This is a genomic window from Mannheimia sp. ZY171111 (genome assembly GCF_017750945.1).
GTDB lineage: Bacteria > Pseudomonadota > Gammaproteobacteria > Enterobacterales > Pasteurellaceae > Mannheimia > Mannheimia pernigra.
This window is the reverse complement of sequence record NZ_CP046532.1, coordinates 547,351-563,650: the sequence shown is the minus strand read 5'-3', so window position 1 is coordinate 563,650 and position 16,300 is coordinate 547,351. Positions and strand designations below refer to the sequence as shown.

At 39.7% G+C, this 16,300-nt stretch carries 15 protein-coding genes, 1 pseudogene and 1 riboswitch; of the genes and pseudogenes, 8 read left to right on the top strand and 8 right to left on the bottom strand.

The window, feature by feature from the left end:
- Positions 1-45 precede the first annotated feature (45 nt).
- From GM698_RS02625 to ilvG, 4 genes and pseudogenes are all read right to left on the bottom strand, one after another.
- A complete protein-coding gene (locus GM698_RS02625; protein WP_209289621.1) occupies positions 46-1,368 on the bottom strand; it encodes an MFS transporter in 1,323 nt (440 codons plus the stop codon).
- A pseudogene (thiM, locus tag GM698_RS02620) lies at positions 1,361-2,172 on the bottom strand (hydroxyethylthiazole kinase). The gene GM698_RS02625 and the pseudogene thiM overlap by 8 nt, the downstream one beginning before the upstream one ends.
- A gap of 63 nt (positions 2,173-2,235) precedes the next feature.
- A riboswitch (TPP riboswitch) is annotated at positions 2,236-2,340 on the bottom strand.
- Positions 2,341-2,500: 160 nt separating this feature from the next.
- Positions 2,501-2,719: an acetolactate synthase 2 small subunit gene (ilvM, locus tag GM698_RS02615; RefSeq protein WP_159629179.1), complete on the bottom strand. Its 219-nt coding sequence runs from the start codon at positions 2,717-2,719 to the stop codon at positions 2,501-2,503.
- A 9-nt stretch (positions 2,720-2,728) separates the two neighbouring features.
- Positions 2,729-4,381, bottom strand: coding sequence for an acetolactate synthase 2 catalytic subunit (ilvG, locus tag GM698_RS02610; protein WP_209289620.1), 1,653 nt, complete (start codon positions 4,379-4,381; stop codon positions 2,729-2,731).
- Positions 4,382-4,682: 301 nt separating this feature from the next.
- Between ilvG and nrfA the strand changes: the two genes are divergently transcribed.
- The 8 genes from nrfA to GM698_RS02570 all read left to right on the top strand — a co-directional run bounded on the left by nrfA (position 4,683) and on the right by GM698_RS02570 (position 12,272).
- On the top strand, positions 4,683-6,167 hold the full coding sequence (gene nrfA, locus GM698_RS02605) for an ammonia-forming nitrite reductase cytochrome c552 subunit (RefSeq protein WP_176809662.1): 1,485 nt from the start codon (positions 4,683-4,685) through the stop codon (positions 6,165-6,167).
- 18 nt (positions 6,168-6,185) lie between these two features.
- The gene (nrfB, locus tag GM698_RS02600; protein ID WP_176812275.1) at positions 6,186-6,842 is read left to right on the top strand and encodes a cytochrome c nitrite reductase pentaheme subunit; all 657 of its coding nucleotides are present in this window, start codon (positions 6,186-6,188) and stop codon (positions 6,840-6,842) included.
- Entirely contained in the window at positions 6,842-7,519 is a 678-nt protein-coding gene (gene nrfC, locus GM698_RS02595) for a cytochrome c nitrite reductase Fe-S protein (protein WP_209289619.1), read from the top strand. The genes nrfB and nrfC overlap by 1 nt, the downstream gene beginning before the upstream one ends.
- The gene (gene nrfD / locus GM698_RS02590) at positions 7,519-8,487 is read left to right on the top strand and encodes a cytochrome c nitrite reductase subunit NrfD (RefSeq protein WP_209289618.1); all 969 of its coding nucleotides are present in this window, start codon (positions 7,519-7,521) and stop codon (positions 8,485-8,487) included. Before nrfC ends, nrfD begins: the two co-directional genes overlap by 1 nt.
- 147 nt (positions 8,488-8,634) lie before the next feature.
- Entirely contained in the window at positions 8,635-10,548 is a 1,914-nt protein-coding gene (gene nrfE / locus GM698_RS02585; protein WP_209289617.1) for a heme lyase NrfEFG subunit NrfE, read from the top strand.
- A gap of 3 nt (positions 10,549-10,551) precedes the next feature.
- Positions 10,552-11,085, top strand: coding sequence for a redoxin family protein (locus GM698_RS02580; protein WP_209289616.1), 534 nt, complete (start codon positions 10,552-10,554; stop codon positions 11,083-11,085).
- Positions 11,075-11,488 carry a heme lyase NrfEFG subunit NrfF gene (gene nrfF / locus GM698_RS02575; RefSeq protein WP_209289615.1) on the top strand — a complete coding sequence of 138 codons (414 nt, stop codon included), beginning with the start codon at positions 11,075-11,077 and terminating at the stop codon, positions 11,486-11,488. The genes GM698_RS02580 and nrfF overlap by 11 nt, the downstream gene beginning before the upstream one ends.
- 16 nt (positions 11,489-11,504) lie before the next feature.
- The gene (locus tag GM698_RS02570) at positions 11,505-12,272 is read left to right on the top strand and encodes a cytochrome C biogenesis protein (protein ID WP_176809667.1); all 768 of its coding nucleotides are present in this window, start codon (positions 11,505-11,507) and stop codon (positions 12,270-12,272) included.
- Between the two features lie 113 nt (positions 12,273-12,385).
- Here GM698_RS02570 and GM698_RS02565 read toward each other — a convergent pair whose 3' ends face one another.
- The 4 genes from GM698_RS02565 to GM698_RS02550 all read right to left on the bottom strand — a co-directional run bounded on the left by GM698_RS02565 (position 12,386) and on the right by GM698_RS02550 (position 16,248).
- Complete coding sequence (locus GM698_RS02565) at positions 12,386-13,333, bottom strand: nitronate monooxygenase family protein (protein WP_209289614.1); 948 nt, start codon at positions 13,331-13,333, stop codon at positions 12,386-12,388.
- A 162-nt stretch (positions 13,334-13,495) separates the two neighbouring features.
- A complete protein-coding gene (locus GM698_RS02560) occupies positions 13,496-14,263 on the bottom strand; it encodes a HincII family type II restriction endonuclease (RefSeq protein WP_209289613.1) in 768 nt (255 codons plus the stop codon).
- A 2-nt stretch (positions 14,264-14,265) separates the two neighbouring features.
- Entirely contained in the window at positions 14,266-15,828 is a 1,563-nt protein-coding gene (locus GM698_RS02555; RefSeq protein ID WP_209289612.1) for an Eco57I restriction-modification methylase domain-containing protein, read from the bottom strand.
- 117 nt (positions 15,829-15,945) lie between these two features.
- Positions 15,946-16,248, bottom strand: a complete 303-nt coding sequence (locus GM698_RS02550; protein WP_209289611.1) for a hypothetical protein — start codon at positions 16,246-16,248, stop codon at positions 15,946-15,948.
- Between the last annotated feature and the right edge of the window lie 52 nt (positions 16,249-16,300).

Here is a 16,300-nt window from a genome sequence, read left to right as displayed (position 1 = left end):
CAAATTATGAGGGCAAACAGATGAGTTTGCCCTTATTTTTGTGGGTTAAATTTCCGCTAATTCCAAATCTTTGGTTTCGTGAACTTGCCACAATGCCCAGAAGCTGAGTAATGAAGCGGCGGCTAAATAGCCTCCAACCCCAAATAAGCCGAAGTTTTCGTTAATTTTCACTGCCACAATGGTGAATACGCTTGCCCCTAAAATACCCGCGGTGGTATAAGCAAGCGATGCCCCTGTGTAGCGGACTTCAGTGGGGAATAATTCAGGTAAGATGACTGCCATTGGACCGAAGCTTAAGCCGATTAAGATCATTCCGATGCTCAAGAAAATGAAGATCGAGATTGGTGTGCCGTTTTCTAAGAAGAAGGGCATACTGAGACCGTAAATTACTGTTGCCCCAGTGGCAATCAGTAGTAATAATCGGCGACCAATGCGGTCGGAATATAAGCCAGAGAAGAAAATGGCGATACCAAAAATTACCGAAGTAATCAGTAAATATTTGGTGTAGAGATTGGCAGGCAAGCCTAAGCCTGTTGCATAGCCAGCCTTAGAAATTGCCACAGGACTTTTCACGAAAATGGGAGTAAAGGCAACCAAAATATAGAATAGAACATAGCCAGCAGTCGCAATCAGTACGCCGATAATAAAGGATTTGAAATGCTTGCTAAATAATGTTTTCAGCGGTGTGTGGTGATTTTTTCCTTGTTGCTCCGCTTTCAGAAAAATTGGGCTTTCGCTGATTTTAATACGGATGTATAAGCCGATAAAAATCATCACAATAGACGCTACAAATGGAATCCGCCACGCCCAGTCGAGGAAGGCTTGCTCGCCATAAATTAGGTTTACGAGATAAAACGCTCCGTTGGCTAACAATAAGCCGATTGGCGCTCCCATTTGCGGAAAAATGCCAAAAAATGCCCGCTTGTGTTTCGGTGCGTGTTCAGTTGCAACTAAGGCTGCACCGCCCCATTCGCCACCTAAGCCCAAACCTTGTCCTATACGGCACAAACAGAGCAGGATCGTTGCCCAAATACCAATTGCAGCATAGTTTGGTAGCAAGCCGATAGCTACAGTGGATAATCCCATTAACAGGAGCGAGGCGATAAGTGTTTGTTTTCTGCCATATTTATCGCCAAAATGTCCAAAAAGAATTGATCCCATCGGGCGAGTGAAAAAGGCAAGAGCTAGCACAGAAAGTGACATTAATTGGTTTGATACAGGGTCATCACTATTGAAAAACTGTACATTAAATACCAGTACGGCTGCCATTGTGTAAATATAATTGTCAAAATATTCAATCGCGGTACCGACCATTGAGGCAATTGCTACTTTTGCTGGGCTTGATTGTGTGTGATGAGTATTAGACATATTCCACCTTTGCATATTGTGTGATGGCTTCTGTTGTTAAAGCGCCTAATTCATTTAAAAGATTAACGGCAAATTGTCCATACTCGGTTGATTTGAGAGATTGGCGGCAATTTCGCCAGAAACGGCATAAGCAGTGCAAGCCTCAATCAGTGAATTAAAGTATTGATCTTTTTCTGCTACGGCTAAAAATGCTCCGCATACTGCACTGAGTAAGCAGCCAGAAGCCGTAATTTGTGGGAACATTGGGCTGCCATTTTTCACTAAAACTGTGCGTAAGCCATCGCTTACTACATCGGCTTCACCACTGATGGCGATTAGGGTTTGGTAGCGTTTAGCAACTTGTTTGGCGATTTCTACCATATTGTGTGAGCCTTCTCCAGCATCAACACCCTTGGCTTGCCAATCTACTCCTGCGATAGTTGCTAGCTCCCCGGCATTACCTCGAATAGCGGTAAATTGAATTTCGTTTAGTAACGTTTCAACGGTTTGGCGACGAAATGATGTTGCCCCAACGCCCACAGGGTCGAGTAGAACAGGGATACCTAAATGGTTGGCCGTTTTGCCAGCAAGCACCATTGCATCGATTTCTTTTCCGATTAATGTGCCGATATTGATTACCAAGGCAGAACTTAGTTTAGGCATATCTTCCATTTCTTCAATGGCTGCAGCCATAATTGGCGAAGCACCGAGAGCCAATAAGCCATTGGCGGAAAAATTGGCTGCAACAATATTAGTAATGTTGTGAACAAGCGGTCGATTTTGCCGAATTTTTTGCAAAAAGCGTGGTTGAAATGATTTGGTCATCGTTTATTCCTCAAGGTTGAAAAAAGAAACGCACCAACACAAACGGGGAATGAACAGCGGAGATTTGGCTTGCTTTTAGTTTCCTACGTCAGTGCTAACTGCATCAGGTTCAACGGGTATTTCTCAGCTTGCATTATGGGTATAAGGCAAGCACCCCGACTAAATGAGTGGCTAATATAATCTTTAAAAAAAGGGTTGTAAAGTAGATTATCGCTACTTTGTTTCTAAGCCATTTTTCGGCACGGCTTGCTAAACAATTTGTTCTGAGGAGAGAATGGTCAGTTTTTAGCGAAAAAAACCGTGTATTTTCTACACGGTATTAAAAAGATTAGTTGATTTCGATCACATCAAACAATTTGTCTAATTGATGAGTTAATAGTGAAAGCGGGCGTTGGCTGGTTAGGGTGAGTTTTAAGTCAAATACGGTATCATTTTCTTCGACATTCAAACTTTTCACCTCAAATCCACGGTGGCGGATCACACGCAAAATACGCTCTAAGGTTTCTGGGCGTTTGTTCGCTTTAATCGTTAATTGATAGTGTGCCATTTGGTTCTCCTATATATCATCATCTAGCATATCGGCATTACAAGCACCAGGTGGAACAAGTGGCCAAACGTTTTCTTCTTGTGGAATGCAAACGTGAAGTAAATATGCCCCTTTGGCATTTAACAAGCGGTCAATTCCGTCCGAAACTTCGCAAGCCTTTTCAATACGTTCGCCCTCAATATCAAAGGCTTTAGCGAGCATAACGAAATCGGGATTGTCGTCTAAAATTGTTTGGCTGTGGCGACCGAGGAAGAAGAGCGATTGCCATTGGCGAACCATACCTAAGCGTTGGTTATCTAACAGTAAAATTTTAACAGGTAAATTAGCTCGCTTGATTGTACCAAGTTCTTGGATATTCATCATAATTGAGCCATCACCTGTAATGACAATCACTTGGTCATTAGGGCGAGCAACTTGGGCTCCAATTGCAGCAGGTAAACCAAATCCCATTGAACCAAAACCAGCTGAGGTGATATAGTTTTTCGGATCATTATAAGTGAGGTGTTGTGCCGACCACATTTGGTGCTGCCCTACGTCTGTTGTGACTACACTATTTGGAGATTTACGCTCTGAAAGAGTGTGCAACAACGCCGTAGAATCAATATGTCCTTCACCACTATTTTCTTGATATTGGAAATCAAACTGCTGCTTGAGATTACGCACATTGTCACGCCATAAATCAATGTTTAATGGCTGAGCTAAGCTATTTACAGCCTCAATTAGATCACCTTTTAACGCAATTTGTGCTTGGCGTAGTTTATTGATTTCCGCATTATCAATATCAATATGAATGACTTTTGCGTGTGGGGCAAAAGTATCTAATTTACCTGTTACACGGTCGTCAAAACGTGCACCGCAGGCAATCAGTAAATCACATTCTTGTACTGCATAGTTTGCAGCTTTTGTGCCGTGCATTCCGATCATTCCCATATAAAGCGGATCGGTTGGATCAATTGTGCCTAAGCCTTTTAGGGTGGAAACAGAGGGGATATTTGCAATTTTTGCAAAATTTCTGACCGCTTGTACGCCTTCTGCCATACCCACACCACCACCAACGTAAAGTACAGGTTTTTTTGCCTCTAGCAATAGTTGCTTAGCTTGTGCTAATTGTGTTTTATTTTGTGCAGAGGCTTTTTCTTTGGCATAGACAATAGGCTTAGCATTCGTTGTGGCTAATTGTATATCACGTGGTACATCAACTAGAACTGGGCCAGGTCTGCCACTTTGGGCAATTTGAAAGGCAAGGGCTAAAATTTCAGGAAGCTCCTCAATATTCTGTACGATGAAGCTATGTTTGGTGCAAGCAAGTGATAAGCCTAACACATCAGCTTCTTGGAAAGCGTCGGTACCGATTAAGTGGCTGGCAACCTGCCCTGTAATTGCAACGACAGGAATGGAGTCTAAGGCTGCATCACCTAAGCCAGTAATTAGATTGGTTGCACCTGGTCCTGAAGTGGCAATACAAACGCCTACTTTGCCAGTTGAGCGTGCGTAACCAATCGCCGCCATTGCTGCACCTTGTTCATTGCGACAGAGCAGATGATCTAAACCTGAGTCGTAGATGGCATCGTAGGTGGGCATAATTGCACCACCTGGGTAGCCAAAAATCGTGGTCACAGCGTGAGCTTTTAGGCTTTCAGTAATTAATCTTGCACCATTCATTATGTTGTGTCCTTGAGATTTTTTATTATGTAAAAATGAGCTGTATAGATACCATAAATTTATCATTTTTTAAACTCTATTTTTGCACTAAATAAAAGTGCTTTTTAGATTTTAAATTAACCATTAAGAGGTATTTTTTCAGGATTTTATTGATTTAATTCAATAAATCTTCACTTTGAGATAGTCGAGTTGATTTAAATTGAATATTCTCCCAAATGAGTTATAGGATTTCCTTATTAATTTAATAGGCAAAATCCTTATTTATATTTTTGATGATTTTTATCTGAGTGGGAGAACCAAAATGAAATTTTTAGCAAAAAGCCTAATAACGGTGACAATTTCAATATTGGGGTGTTTACAACCAGCTTTAGCTGAAGAAGCAAAAAAAGAGTCTTTAACAGATAAAGCACTTAAACACGAAAAATTAGGGGTAACAATTAATTCTGCAAACCATACTTTTGCAGAAAAATATCCGTTGCAATATAACTCTTGGAAAGCAACTTCCGAATCAACAGATCGTGGTAGTGCATTAGCAGCAGATCCACGTTATGTGGTGTTATGGGCAGGCTATGCCTTCTCTAAAGACTATAACAAACCCCGTGGTCACTATTATGCGATTACTGATGTGCGTGATATTTTGCGTACTGGTGCACCAAAAGATGAAAATGATGGTCCACAGCCAATGGCTTGCTGGACGTGTAAAGGCCCTGATGTCGCCCGCTTAATTGAAGAGAAAGGTGAGCGTGGTTATTTTGATCCTAAATGGGCAAAATATGGTTCAGAAATCGTGAATTCTATCGGCTGTGCTGACTGCCACGATACTAACTCAGAAGAATTTAAACAAGGTAAACCAGCGTTACAAGTAGCTCGTCCTCACGTATTGCGTGCCTTAAATACTATCGGCTGGAAATTTGAAGAGTTAGACAAACACGGCAAACGCCCAGCAGTCTGTGCGAACTGCCACGTGGAATACTATTTTAAAGATAAGAAAGATGTTACTTTCCCTTGGAAAAACGGCGTAGATGTGGATAGCATCGAGAAATATTATGATGAAATCAATTTTACCGACTGGACTCACGCTTTATCTAAAGCTCCGATGTTAAAAACACAGCATCCAGATTTTGAAGTTTGGTCACAAGGTACTCACGGCAAAAACGGCGTAACTTGTATTGACTGCCATATGCCTAAAGTGAAAGATAAAGAGGGTAACGTTTATACTGATCATAAAATCGGTAATCCATTTGATAACTTTGAATCAACCTGTAAGACTTGCCACGAGCAAAGTAAGGAAACATTACAAAAACGTGTTAAAGAGTATAAACATGATGTTAAAGAGACAATGATCCGTTTAGAAGATCAATTAGTGAAAGCTCATTTTGAAGCGAAAGCAGCTTGGGACGCAGGGGCAACACAAGATGAGATGAAAGACATTTTAACTGCAATTCGTCATGCCCAATGGCGTTGGGACTATTCAGCTGCAGGTCACGGTAATCACTTCCACGCACCAGATGTTATGTTACGCACTATTGCAACGGGTATTGATCGTGCAGCAGATGCGCGTGCGGCACTTGGTGTGGTACTAGCGAAACACGGTGTAGCAACGCCTGTTGCAATTCCTGATATCTCAACTAAAGAGAAAGCTCAAAAAGCAATTGGTTTAGATATTCCAAAAGATCAAGCCGCGAAAGATGAATTCTTAAAAACTGTTGTTCCACAATGGGAAAAAGAAGCTCGTGCGAAAGGCTTGTTGCCAGCAGAAGATGCACCAAAAGCAGATACAAAATAATGTAGCTTGAGGTGAACTATGAAAAATGTAATCTTAAAAACGGGGCGATTAATTGCCCCAGTACAAGCGGTCATATTTGCAGTTTTTTTTGCAATTTCTAGTGCAAATGCGGTAATGCCTGAACAACCAAAGCCACTTTGGCAATCAGAAAAAGTGGATGATGCACAAATTGCGACTGATGCAAGACGTGACCCAAACAAATATTGTACTCAGTGCCACGAATCTGCTAATGCAACGGGTAAACCTTTCCATCACGCAGGAAAACATTTCCAAAAAGAGGTGAAAAGCCCGAATACTGGTGAGCAACTTACTTGTGTGAGCTGCCACGGCAATATGTCTGAAAGCCACCGTAAAGGAGTAAAAGATGTCATGCGTTTTAACCCTCACGGTAAAGCAAGTAATGCAGATCTTGAGCGTTCTATTAATGAACAAAACCAAGTTTGTGTAGCTTGTCATACTCCAGAGAAATTACGTGAGAAATTCTGGGCTCACGACACACACGCAACTAAAATTACTTGTACAAACTGTCACGAGATTCACCCAGAAAAAGATCCAATGAAAGGCATTCCTGAAAAAGATCGCATTAAACTTTGTACGGATTGTCATACCAAAATTCATTCAGGCGAATTCAAAAATCCTGAAATGAAAGCTAGAGAAGCAAAAGGAGCGAAATAATGACTTGCACCCGTAGAGATTTCATCTCAGGGGCTAGTGCTATCGCAGTTGTGGCAAGCACAGGGCTTGCCACCTCTATAACTCTTGCTACTGAGAAAGAACAAAAGAAAATTCGCTATGCGATGGTACACGATGAAACTGCTTGCATTGGTTGTACCGCTTGTATGGACGCTTGCCGTACTACGAATAAGGTGCCTGAAGGTGTATCTCGTTTAGAAATTATTCGTAGCGAGCCATTTGGTGAATTTCCAAATGTACAATATGAATTTTTCCGTCAATCTTGCCAACATTGTACTCATGCCCCTTGTGTGAGTGTTTGCCCAACAGGTGCATCATTCATTGATTCTGAAACTGGGATTGTTGATGTAAATGCAGATTTGTGCGTAGGTTGTCAATATTGTATTGCGGTTTGCCCGTACCGTGTTCGTTTTATTCATCCTGAGAAAAAATCTGCCGATAAATGTAACTTTTGCCGTGATACTAACTTAGCAGAGGGTAAACAACCAGCCTGTGTTGAGGTTTGTCCGACTAAAGCCTTAACTTTTGGTGATATGAATGATCCAAATAGCGATATTTTCCATAAAGTGAAACAAAATTTTGTTTATCGTACCAAGATCTCATTAGGCACAGAGCCTAACTTATATCACATTCCATTTGGTAAAGGAGAGCGTAGATAATGAATGAATATGTCCCTTTCCAAACCCCAAATCTTGTTTGGGACGGCACAATTGCTATTTACTTGTTCTTACTGGGTATTTCATCAGGAGCAGTTCAGTTAGCGATTGCTTACCGTAATAGCGGAGCCAAACTGGAAAAACCGAGCCAGAACTGGATTATTCGTAGTGGCGCAATACTTGGCATATTGCCAACATTAATTGGTTTAACGTTATTAATTTTTCATTTAACAAAGCCTTGGACCTTCTGGAAGTTAATGTTTAACTACAGTGGTACATCGGTAATGTCTATGGGGGTAATGTTATTCCAACTTTATATGGCCGTCTTGCTTGTTTGGATTGCTATTATGTTTAAAGATTGGGTGGCTGTTTTTATCAATCGTTATCTTCCATCATTAAAATTATTGTTAGGTTGGATTGATACGCTTGAGGCAAAACTCCTAAAACCGATTGAATTTATCTTATTTGTATTAGCCGCTGTACTCGGGGCGTATACAGGTTTCCTACTTTCAGCGTTAATTAGTTACCCAATGTTAAATAACCCTGTATTGCCAGCGTTATTCTTAGCTTCTGGTGCATCATCGGGTATTGCAGCAACATTCTTAATGGTGCTACTGGCTGGCAAATTATCAGGTGAAAGCCACGAAATTTACTTTATGCACAAATTTGAAGTGCCTATTATGGTAACGGAACTCGGCTTAATTGTTGCGTTCTTCGTAGGATTACACTTTGGTGGAGCAGATAAATCACTTGCTTTAACGAATGCACTGAGTGGTTTTTGGGGCATTGTGTTCTGGATTGGTGTAATGCTCATCGGTATTGCCATTCCGCTGATTGCCAATATTTTTGGCAGCCATCGCTTAAAGCATAACGTAAAATTTATTATCTTGATTTCTGTTTTCGATTTAATCGGCGTACTCTGTTTACGTTACTTTATTCTTTACGCAGGGCAGCTTACTGTGGCAAGCTAAAGGCAACGTTGAATAAAATCATTGTTATGGGAGCTAGTTCTTTTTTGAGATCTCGCTCCCCTCTTTGCTAAAGAGGGGAATCTACTTGAGCGTATATTATATTCTTTGCTAATTTTTCTTCACAAGCGGTTATTTTTTGGATAATTTATGCTACCTGAACTGGGCTATTTTTCACTTTTATTGGCAGCGATTACTGCCATTTTTCAAATCAGTTTTGCGATATGGGGCGAAGTTCGTAAGCAATATGATTGGCTGGCGTTATCGCCTTTGTTTACCTATTTGCAAGCTGCTTTCATAAGCATTTCCTTTTTTGCCTTAGTTTATGCTTTTTTAACTGATGATTTCTCCGTGATTTATGTTGCTGCTCACTCTAATAGCCAACTTCCTCACTTTTTTAAATTTGCAGCCTCTTGGGGTGGACATGAAGGTTCAATGCTGTTTTGGCTTATGGCGTTAGTACTTTGGTCAGCCGTATTTTGCACATTTTCCGCAAAAATTGACCGCTTGTTTGCTCATCGAACCTTAGTAATGCTTGGGCTAATTTCACTTGGTTTTTTGCTTTTTATTTTATTTGTCTCTAATCCTTTTGAACGAGGCTTTCCACCGCCGCCAGAAGGACGAGATCTCAACCCAATGTTGCAAGATATTGGCTTGATTTTCCACCCTCCGTTGCTTTATTTAGGCTATGTTGGCTTTGCAGTGAGCTTTGCGATGATTGTCGCAGCGTTGATTTCAGGTGGAATGGATGCTGCCATAATGCGTTGGATTCGCCCGTGGGCGATGATTTCGTGGGGATTTCTTACTGCGGGAATCCTTTTAGGGGCTTGGTGGGCGTATTATGAACTAGGATGGGGTGGCTGGTGGTTCTGGGATCCTGTTGAAAATGCTTCATTAATGCCCTGGTTGTTAGGTACTGCCCTTGTGCATAGTTTAATTGTAAGCCAGCAGCGTGGGGTGTTCTATTACTGGACGATTTTACTCGCTATTTTTGCCTTTGCATTGAGCTTATTAGGCACATTTATTGTTCGCTCTGGTGTTTTAACGTCTGTTCACGCATTTGCCATTGATCCTGATCGTGGAATGGCGTTGCTGATATTATTTTTCAGCCTCAGCTTTATCGCCTTAGCACTTTTTGCATTTAGAGCAACGTTATGGCAAGGCAAAGTTCAGTTTAATTTGCTGTCAAAAGAAACCGCCTTTCTGATGATTAACGGTTTATTCAGTGTAGCTGCTTGCGTCGTGTTATTGGGCACATTCTACCCGATGATCTTCACTATGATGAACTGGGGGGCAATTTCAGTTGGAGCACCTTATTTCAATAGTGTATTTGCCCCTCTTGCTTTATTGCTGCTGATGATAATGGGCTTGGCGGCTGCGTTGCGTTGGAAGCAGATCCCAATCAAACAAATTTTAGTGAAATTATGGCTATTTCCAGCGGCAGTTGCTATCGCTATAGGGCTGATTTATCATTCTATTTCCACCCGACCGCATTTTGAGTTGGTGTTATTGCCAATTGTGTTTATAAGCCTTGCGATCTGGATTATTCTAACCCACATTCCTTATTTGCGATTTATGTTTAAAATCCGCCCGCTTGCAATGCGATTAGCTCACATTGGCTTTGCAGTATGCGTGGTTGGAGCAATGATGAACAGTTATTACGGCGATGAAATCGGCGTTCGCTTAAAAGTAGGTGAGCAGGCTGAATTAGCAGGTTATACTTTCAAATATGAAGATTACAATGATTTAATTGGTCCAAACTACACGGCTGAGCAAGCCGTTTTCTCGATTAGTAAAGAAGGTGAAACTCTCGCTAATGTGATGCCAGAAAGACGATATTATGATGTTCGTACGATGACAATGGCAGAAGTAGGGCTATACCACCACTATTTGGACGACATTTACATTGTAATGGGCGATAAATTTGGTCACCTAGAATATGCTTTCCGCCTACACTACAAGCCTTATGTACAAGCCCTGTGGCTTGGTGGGCTGATTATGATTTTAGGTGCATTGCTGGCGTTGTTGGGGTATTGCATACCCTCTTTTTCAAATAAAGACTAAAAAATGAAGAAAATATTTTTACTGATTCCGCTGTGTCTCCTGATTGCCATTGTAGGCTTTCTTTCTGTTCCACTCATAAATAAAGATGCCCTTTCTCCAACGGAAGATTGGCAGGGCAAGCCATTTCCAGAATTTGTGGGCAAGAATTTGCTCGATAGCAACGCCCATTTGAACAATAACAGCCTACCGAAAGAGCCTTATATTCTCAATGTGTGGGCGAGCTGGTGTACTTGGTGCATTAAAGAATTTCCAATGTTGTTAGAACTAAAACAGCGAGGCGTACCGATTGTCGGCTTAACCTACAGCGATCGCCCAAATGATGCACTGAAAGCGTTAGAAAATTGGGGAAATCCGTTTAGCCTAATTATTGATGACTACGAAAAAGGCGTTTTAATTCAAACGCTTAAGGTTTCTTCAGCACCTTCAACTTATTTGATAGATCGCAACGGCGTGGTGCGTTACCAGCAAAAAGGCTACAACCCGGATTTTGCCCAAGATTTTTTGCCAAAGTTAGAGGTGCTACGTAATGAAAAGTAAGCGGTCATTTTTGCAAAAAATTTGGCTAATTCTACCGCTTGTATTTGGTATGACTGCCATAGTTCAAGCGGATATGGTGGATACCTTTCAATTTAAAAATGAGGCAGACCGAGTGAGGGCAATCTCACTTGCTCGCGCTTTACGCTGCTTACAGTGCCAAAACCAAAATTTGGTTGAATCGAACGCGACCGCAGCTTATAACTTGCGGATTGAAGTTTATGAAATGGTGAGTGAGGGGAAAAGCAATGAGGAAATTATCCGCATTATGACGGACCGCTTCGGTAATTTTGTAAATTATAACCCACCACTTACGTCACAAACTTGGGTACTTTGGGGTTTACCTGTTGGGCTATTTAGTTTGTTATTTCTTGCCATTTTATGGCGAACCCGAAAAAAGAAATGAAATAAGAGTAAATATAATGGAAAGTCGCGATCAATTAAGCAGAGAAAATTACCAACAAGCGGTCAAATTTGCTCAACAGTTTGCAGATGATGTGAAGCAAGAATATGAGCGTGAGGCAGAGCAGCGTTACCAGTTCGAGAAAGCTCAATTTGAACAAAGTGAGTTGCAAAATAATGCTAAAAAGCGGCCGCTTGCTAGAATGACAACACTTTCACTTCTTGCAATTTTATTGTTAGGCGTTGCTTACTATAGTTTCTCAGGGCGTTATCAAGTTGTACAAGAAGGCTTGAACGTCCACAAAGATTTTCAGCAACAAGTGAACGAAGCTCACGGCACGTCAAAAAATGAACGCTACATTATCAGCCTACAAAATCAGTTAAGAGAGAACCCCAATAATGGCGACTTGTGGTATGAGCTAGGGCAGGCTTATGTGTTAAGTAATGACTTCGATTCAGCCTTAGTTTGCTATGACAATGCTCAAAAACTACTCGGTAAAAAAGCGGCGATTTTAGGTGCAGTCGCAACGGCTCGTTATTATGATAATGGGCAGAAAATGAACAAAGAAATCAGTGCAATGATTGATGAAGCATTGAGCTTAGATAAAAATGAAAGTGCCAGTTTGTTGTTACGAGCTTCAGATGGCTTTTTAAATAATAACTACCAACAAGCACTAGATTATTGGCGAAAAGTGTTAGATGGAAACGATAATGCAATTAATCGCCGAGCCATCATTCAAAGTATGGAGATGACGAGGCAGATCTTGGAAGGGCAACAAGGAAAATAAATATAAGTGGTATTTTTCTAGAGATGTTGAACATGACGAACAAAAAGCAGCGTCTAAATTCCTATTTAAACGATGTTTTATTTTGAAAATCAATTCATCAATTCATCAATTCATCAATTCATCAATTCATCAATCAATTCTTGTACGCTTTTGATTTTGTCAATTTGTGATATGCCTGTACCCACCGACACATAGCCATTATCAAAATCGCCTTCTAGCATACCCAAACGCATTCCCGTGCCTGCGTTCATAACGACTGCAATCTCGCTACGACTTGCCCCATTTTCACTAAGTTCAAAGCATTTTTGGGCAAGTGTGGTTGGCAATGAGCGGTAATAATACGGCTCGGTGCGAAACAGTAGCAGGTCATTGGCGGTTGCACCCACAATCCATTCTTTGACTTTTTGGTGGCTGCGGCACTCGGTTGTGGCGATAAACGCTGTGCCAACCCACACACCTTCTGCCCCTAGTGCCAAACTTGCTTGCACCGCTTTTTTGTCGCCAATGCCCCCTGCAAGCATTATGGGCAAATCCACCTTACCGACAAACTCTGCCAAAACGCTAAAACTGCCCACTTCTTTCATCGGCAAAGTGCCACCTTCGTCAAAGCCTGTCAAAACCAAAATATCCGCCCCAAGTTTTTGGGCTTTTAGGGCATCGGTCAAATTGGGATTGGGCAGACGGCAGATGATTTTGATGCCCGCAGTTTTGAGTTTGGCGTAAATGGCAGGGTCAAGCCAGCCGTTGTCCAGCACCACAGGCACGCTCTCGTCAATCAACAAATCCACCATCAAGGGAATGAGCGACAAATCATAAGACAGCATAAACGGCACGCCAAAGGGCTTGTCGGTCAAGGCTTTGACCTTACGGATTTCGTTACGCATACGCTCTAAAACTTCTTCGTTGGAGCTTGGGTTGGTCGTCTGCCCTGCGTGTGGGGCCAAAAAGCCCAGTCCGCCTGCGTTCGCCACGCTTGCCACCAAATGCGCGTCCGTCAGCCACGACATTGGGGCTTGGACAATGGGGTGTTTGATGTTTAGGATTTGGGTGATACGGTTCATAAAATTTTCTCTTTAAAATAAATGGAATGGGGTATTATAAAATTTTAGAATTGGCAATGGAATGGCGGTTTTTGGAAAGTTGGTTTTTAAAAATGGAAAGATTATTTTGTCAGTTTTCCAATAAAAAACACCGCTTGAAAATTCAAACGGTGCATAAATTATTCAGTCAAGATATTTTTCAAATGGCGTAACAAATTTATTTATCATTTCATTGGCGCGGCGTTTGGCTTGTTCAACAAAATGTTTTAAATAAGATTTTGCCCATTGCTCTTTTGTATCCGAAAAGCCTTGCTCCATATCACAAGTGTGAAATTGAATTTGCATTGCAGCTGCCCAATTAATATACAATGAACTGGGGTCGGATTTAAATAAATCCATAAAATGCACGTTTTGACAAACTAATTTATCATTATCTAAATTCCAATCTATTTCAAGGTAGTTAATAGTAAAATTATCAAATTCCTGATTATCAATCATTTTGGCACAAACCTGAGCCAATTTATAGGAAGATATGATATTAGGAGCTTGGGCTTTTTTACTTAGATTTCTGGTTTTAATATCAATAATTTGATAAAAATTATCTTTAACCAACAATATGTCTGCTGTGTCATTTTGTTTTTCTTCAAATGGCGATTCTATACTCCACTTATCCATTGCATCCTTACCACGACTTAATAGAAACATAATCGTAGGAGAATGGAATAATGCTAATCTTGCTTCCAATCCAATGACCATTGGATTTTTACTGAATAAATCATTTAGATATTCAAATTGTCTAAATGTATTATTGGGAAAGTTGTCTTTAATCTTTTGATATACTAATTTATCAAAAGGCTCGCCAGCAGAATGACCAGATAATGTTCCGCTTAGCGGTCTTGGAACAGATAAACCAATCAATTTTGGTTTTAAATCATTAAAATCAATAATCATTATTAAACCTGCAAAAGTTGCTGAAATTTAGATTGAATAACATTGGACAATGAAATGTCTTTATTTTGAATCAAGTTACGAGTTAATTGGCTAATTTCATCGTGCAATTCAACTTCACTATCATTATGCCAATCTATTGTTTTAAATGGAATACTTGCTAATGGCTTTTCAGAGAATTCCACAATATTTCCTTTTAATACACCATTGTACTTTAACCACTGAAAGATAATGGGTTGATTAAGATAAGCAGTAATGTATTCTATACTTTCACGAGTGCTTTCTTTTTTAAGAATAGCAGTAACATCTTGGGTTGGATAAAAATATTCATCAACCAATGCAAAACGAAAATAATTTTTGTGAGAAATTCGTTCCTTACAAGGCACAAAAATGCGTTTTTGTTTTTGAGAAAATAATTTATAGTTTCTCAAAAACACCCATTGCCAATAAGGAATGTTCTTGTTGTACTGGTATCTATTATTTAAATCATCTTTATAATTTTGTAAATGGCTATAAAAGTTAGGATAATTTTCTTGAAATTCTTGTTCACTAATATTTGCATCAATAAAAATATAAGGCGTTTCATTGCTCGCAATAAAAGGCATTAAATTCTTAGCTTTAATGACACGAATCAAGCTATTACTTTCCGAATGACTTAATTCCGATAATGAATACTGGAATGCTTTATCTAGTCCACTTACCATTCCATTACCAATATCGCATACATCTTTTAGGGTGATAAGTTGGATGTTTTTTTCAAATAAATCCTTTGCTGAATTTTCTGTAAGGCACATTGTTTCAAACTTAGAAAGTTGTTGTTTAATGTTATTGGGTTTTAAAGACCAAATTTGATTTTTTTTAAATGGTTCTATTTCAAAATAAACCACATTTTCTGTCGTTCTTTGATAAAGAATATCATCTAAAAATTTTGGCGTAATTTTTTTGTTTTTGGTTAATCTTGTAATTTTAACGATTTGATTATTTTTATTTTCTGACTTAATGTATTTAAAAATAATATTTGATGAAGTTACTTTATCAAATATTTTGCTTTCATTAAAAGATATGATTTGTTCAATATAACCATTATCCAACATAAAATCACGCATTTTTTGAGCGTGATTGGTATTCAGCCAGTATTCTGGGCAAATAAAAATAAGCTCACCATTTTCTTTTAATAATAAAATTGATTTTATAATAAAAATATAAAGATAATCACATAAAGAATTACAATATTTTTGCCACAATTCATTATGTGATAACTCATCTTTTAAATGCGTTTCTAAGTTTTTCCAACGGATATATGGCGGATTGCCGATAATTAAATCAAACTTGTCCTGAATGTTTGTAGAAATAAAACTATGGTAACAAACTGGATAAATATTATTCAAAGTTTCATCAATTTCATAAGCAGTAATATTTTTAAATCCAGATTCTGTTAAGCTATTTATAAAAACCCCTTCACCACAAGACGGTTCTAGTATTTGGGCGGTTTTGGGTGCATTACTTAATCGCACCATAAAATCTGCCATTATTTTGGGAGTAAAGTATTGACCGTAAGCGTTTTTCATAATTTATTTAAAATCAACAAATATACCCAAATTATAACATTTTTAAAGCCTAAAATCCATTTTCAATCAGCCAAAAACACCGCCTGCCTTCCCCAAACGGTGTTTTCTCTTTTTCCCTTAACCTTTCAATCCATACTGATACGGCACGCCCAAATGCTCCCTTAGCGTATCGCCTTCATAATCGGTATGATAAATCCCCCGCTCCTGCAAAATCGGCACGACTTTTTCCACAAATTCACGCACGCCCATTTGACTGTCAGGGGCAAGCGAAAAGCCGTCTTGGGTTTTGATTGTTTGCACAAGCGATTTTGATAGACTGACCTTAACAAGCGGTTTGGGCGTTTTGGCGGTTGCCACATTGCCAAAAGATAAAGATAATGCCAACGCAAGGGCTGTTGATTTTAGGATTGTTTTCATCATATTACGCTCATTGAATTGATTACAATGAGCGTATTATAAAATTTTAAAATTG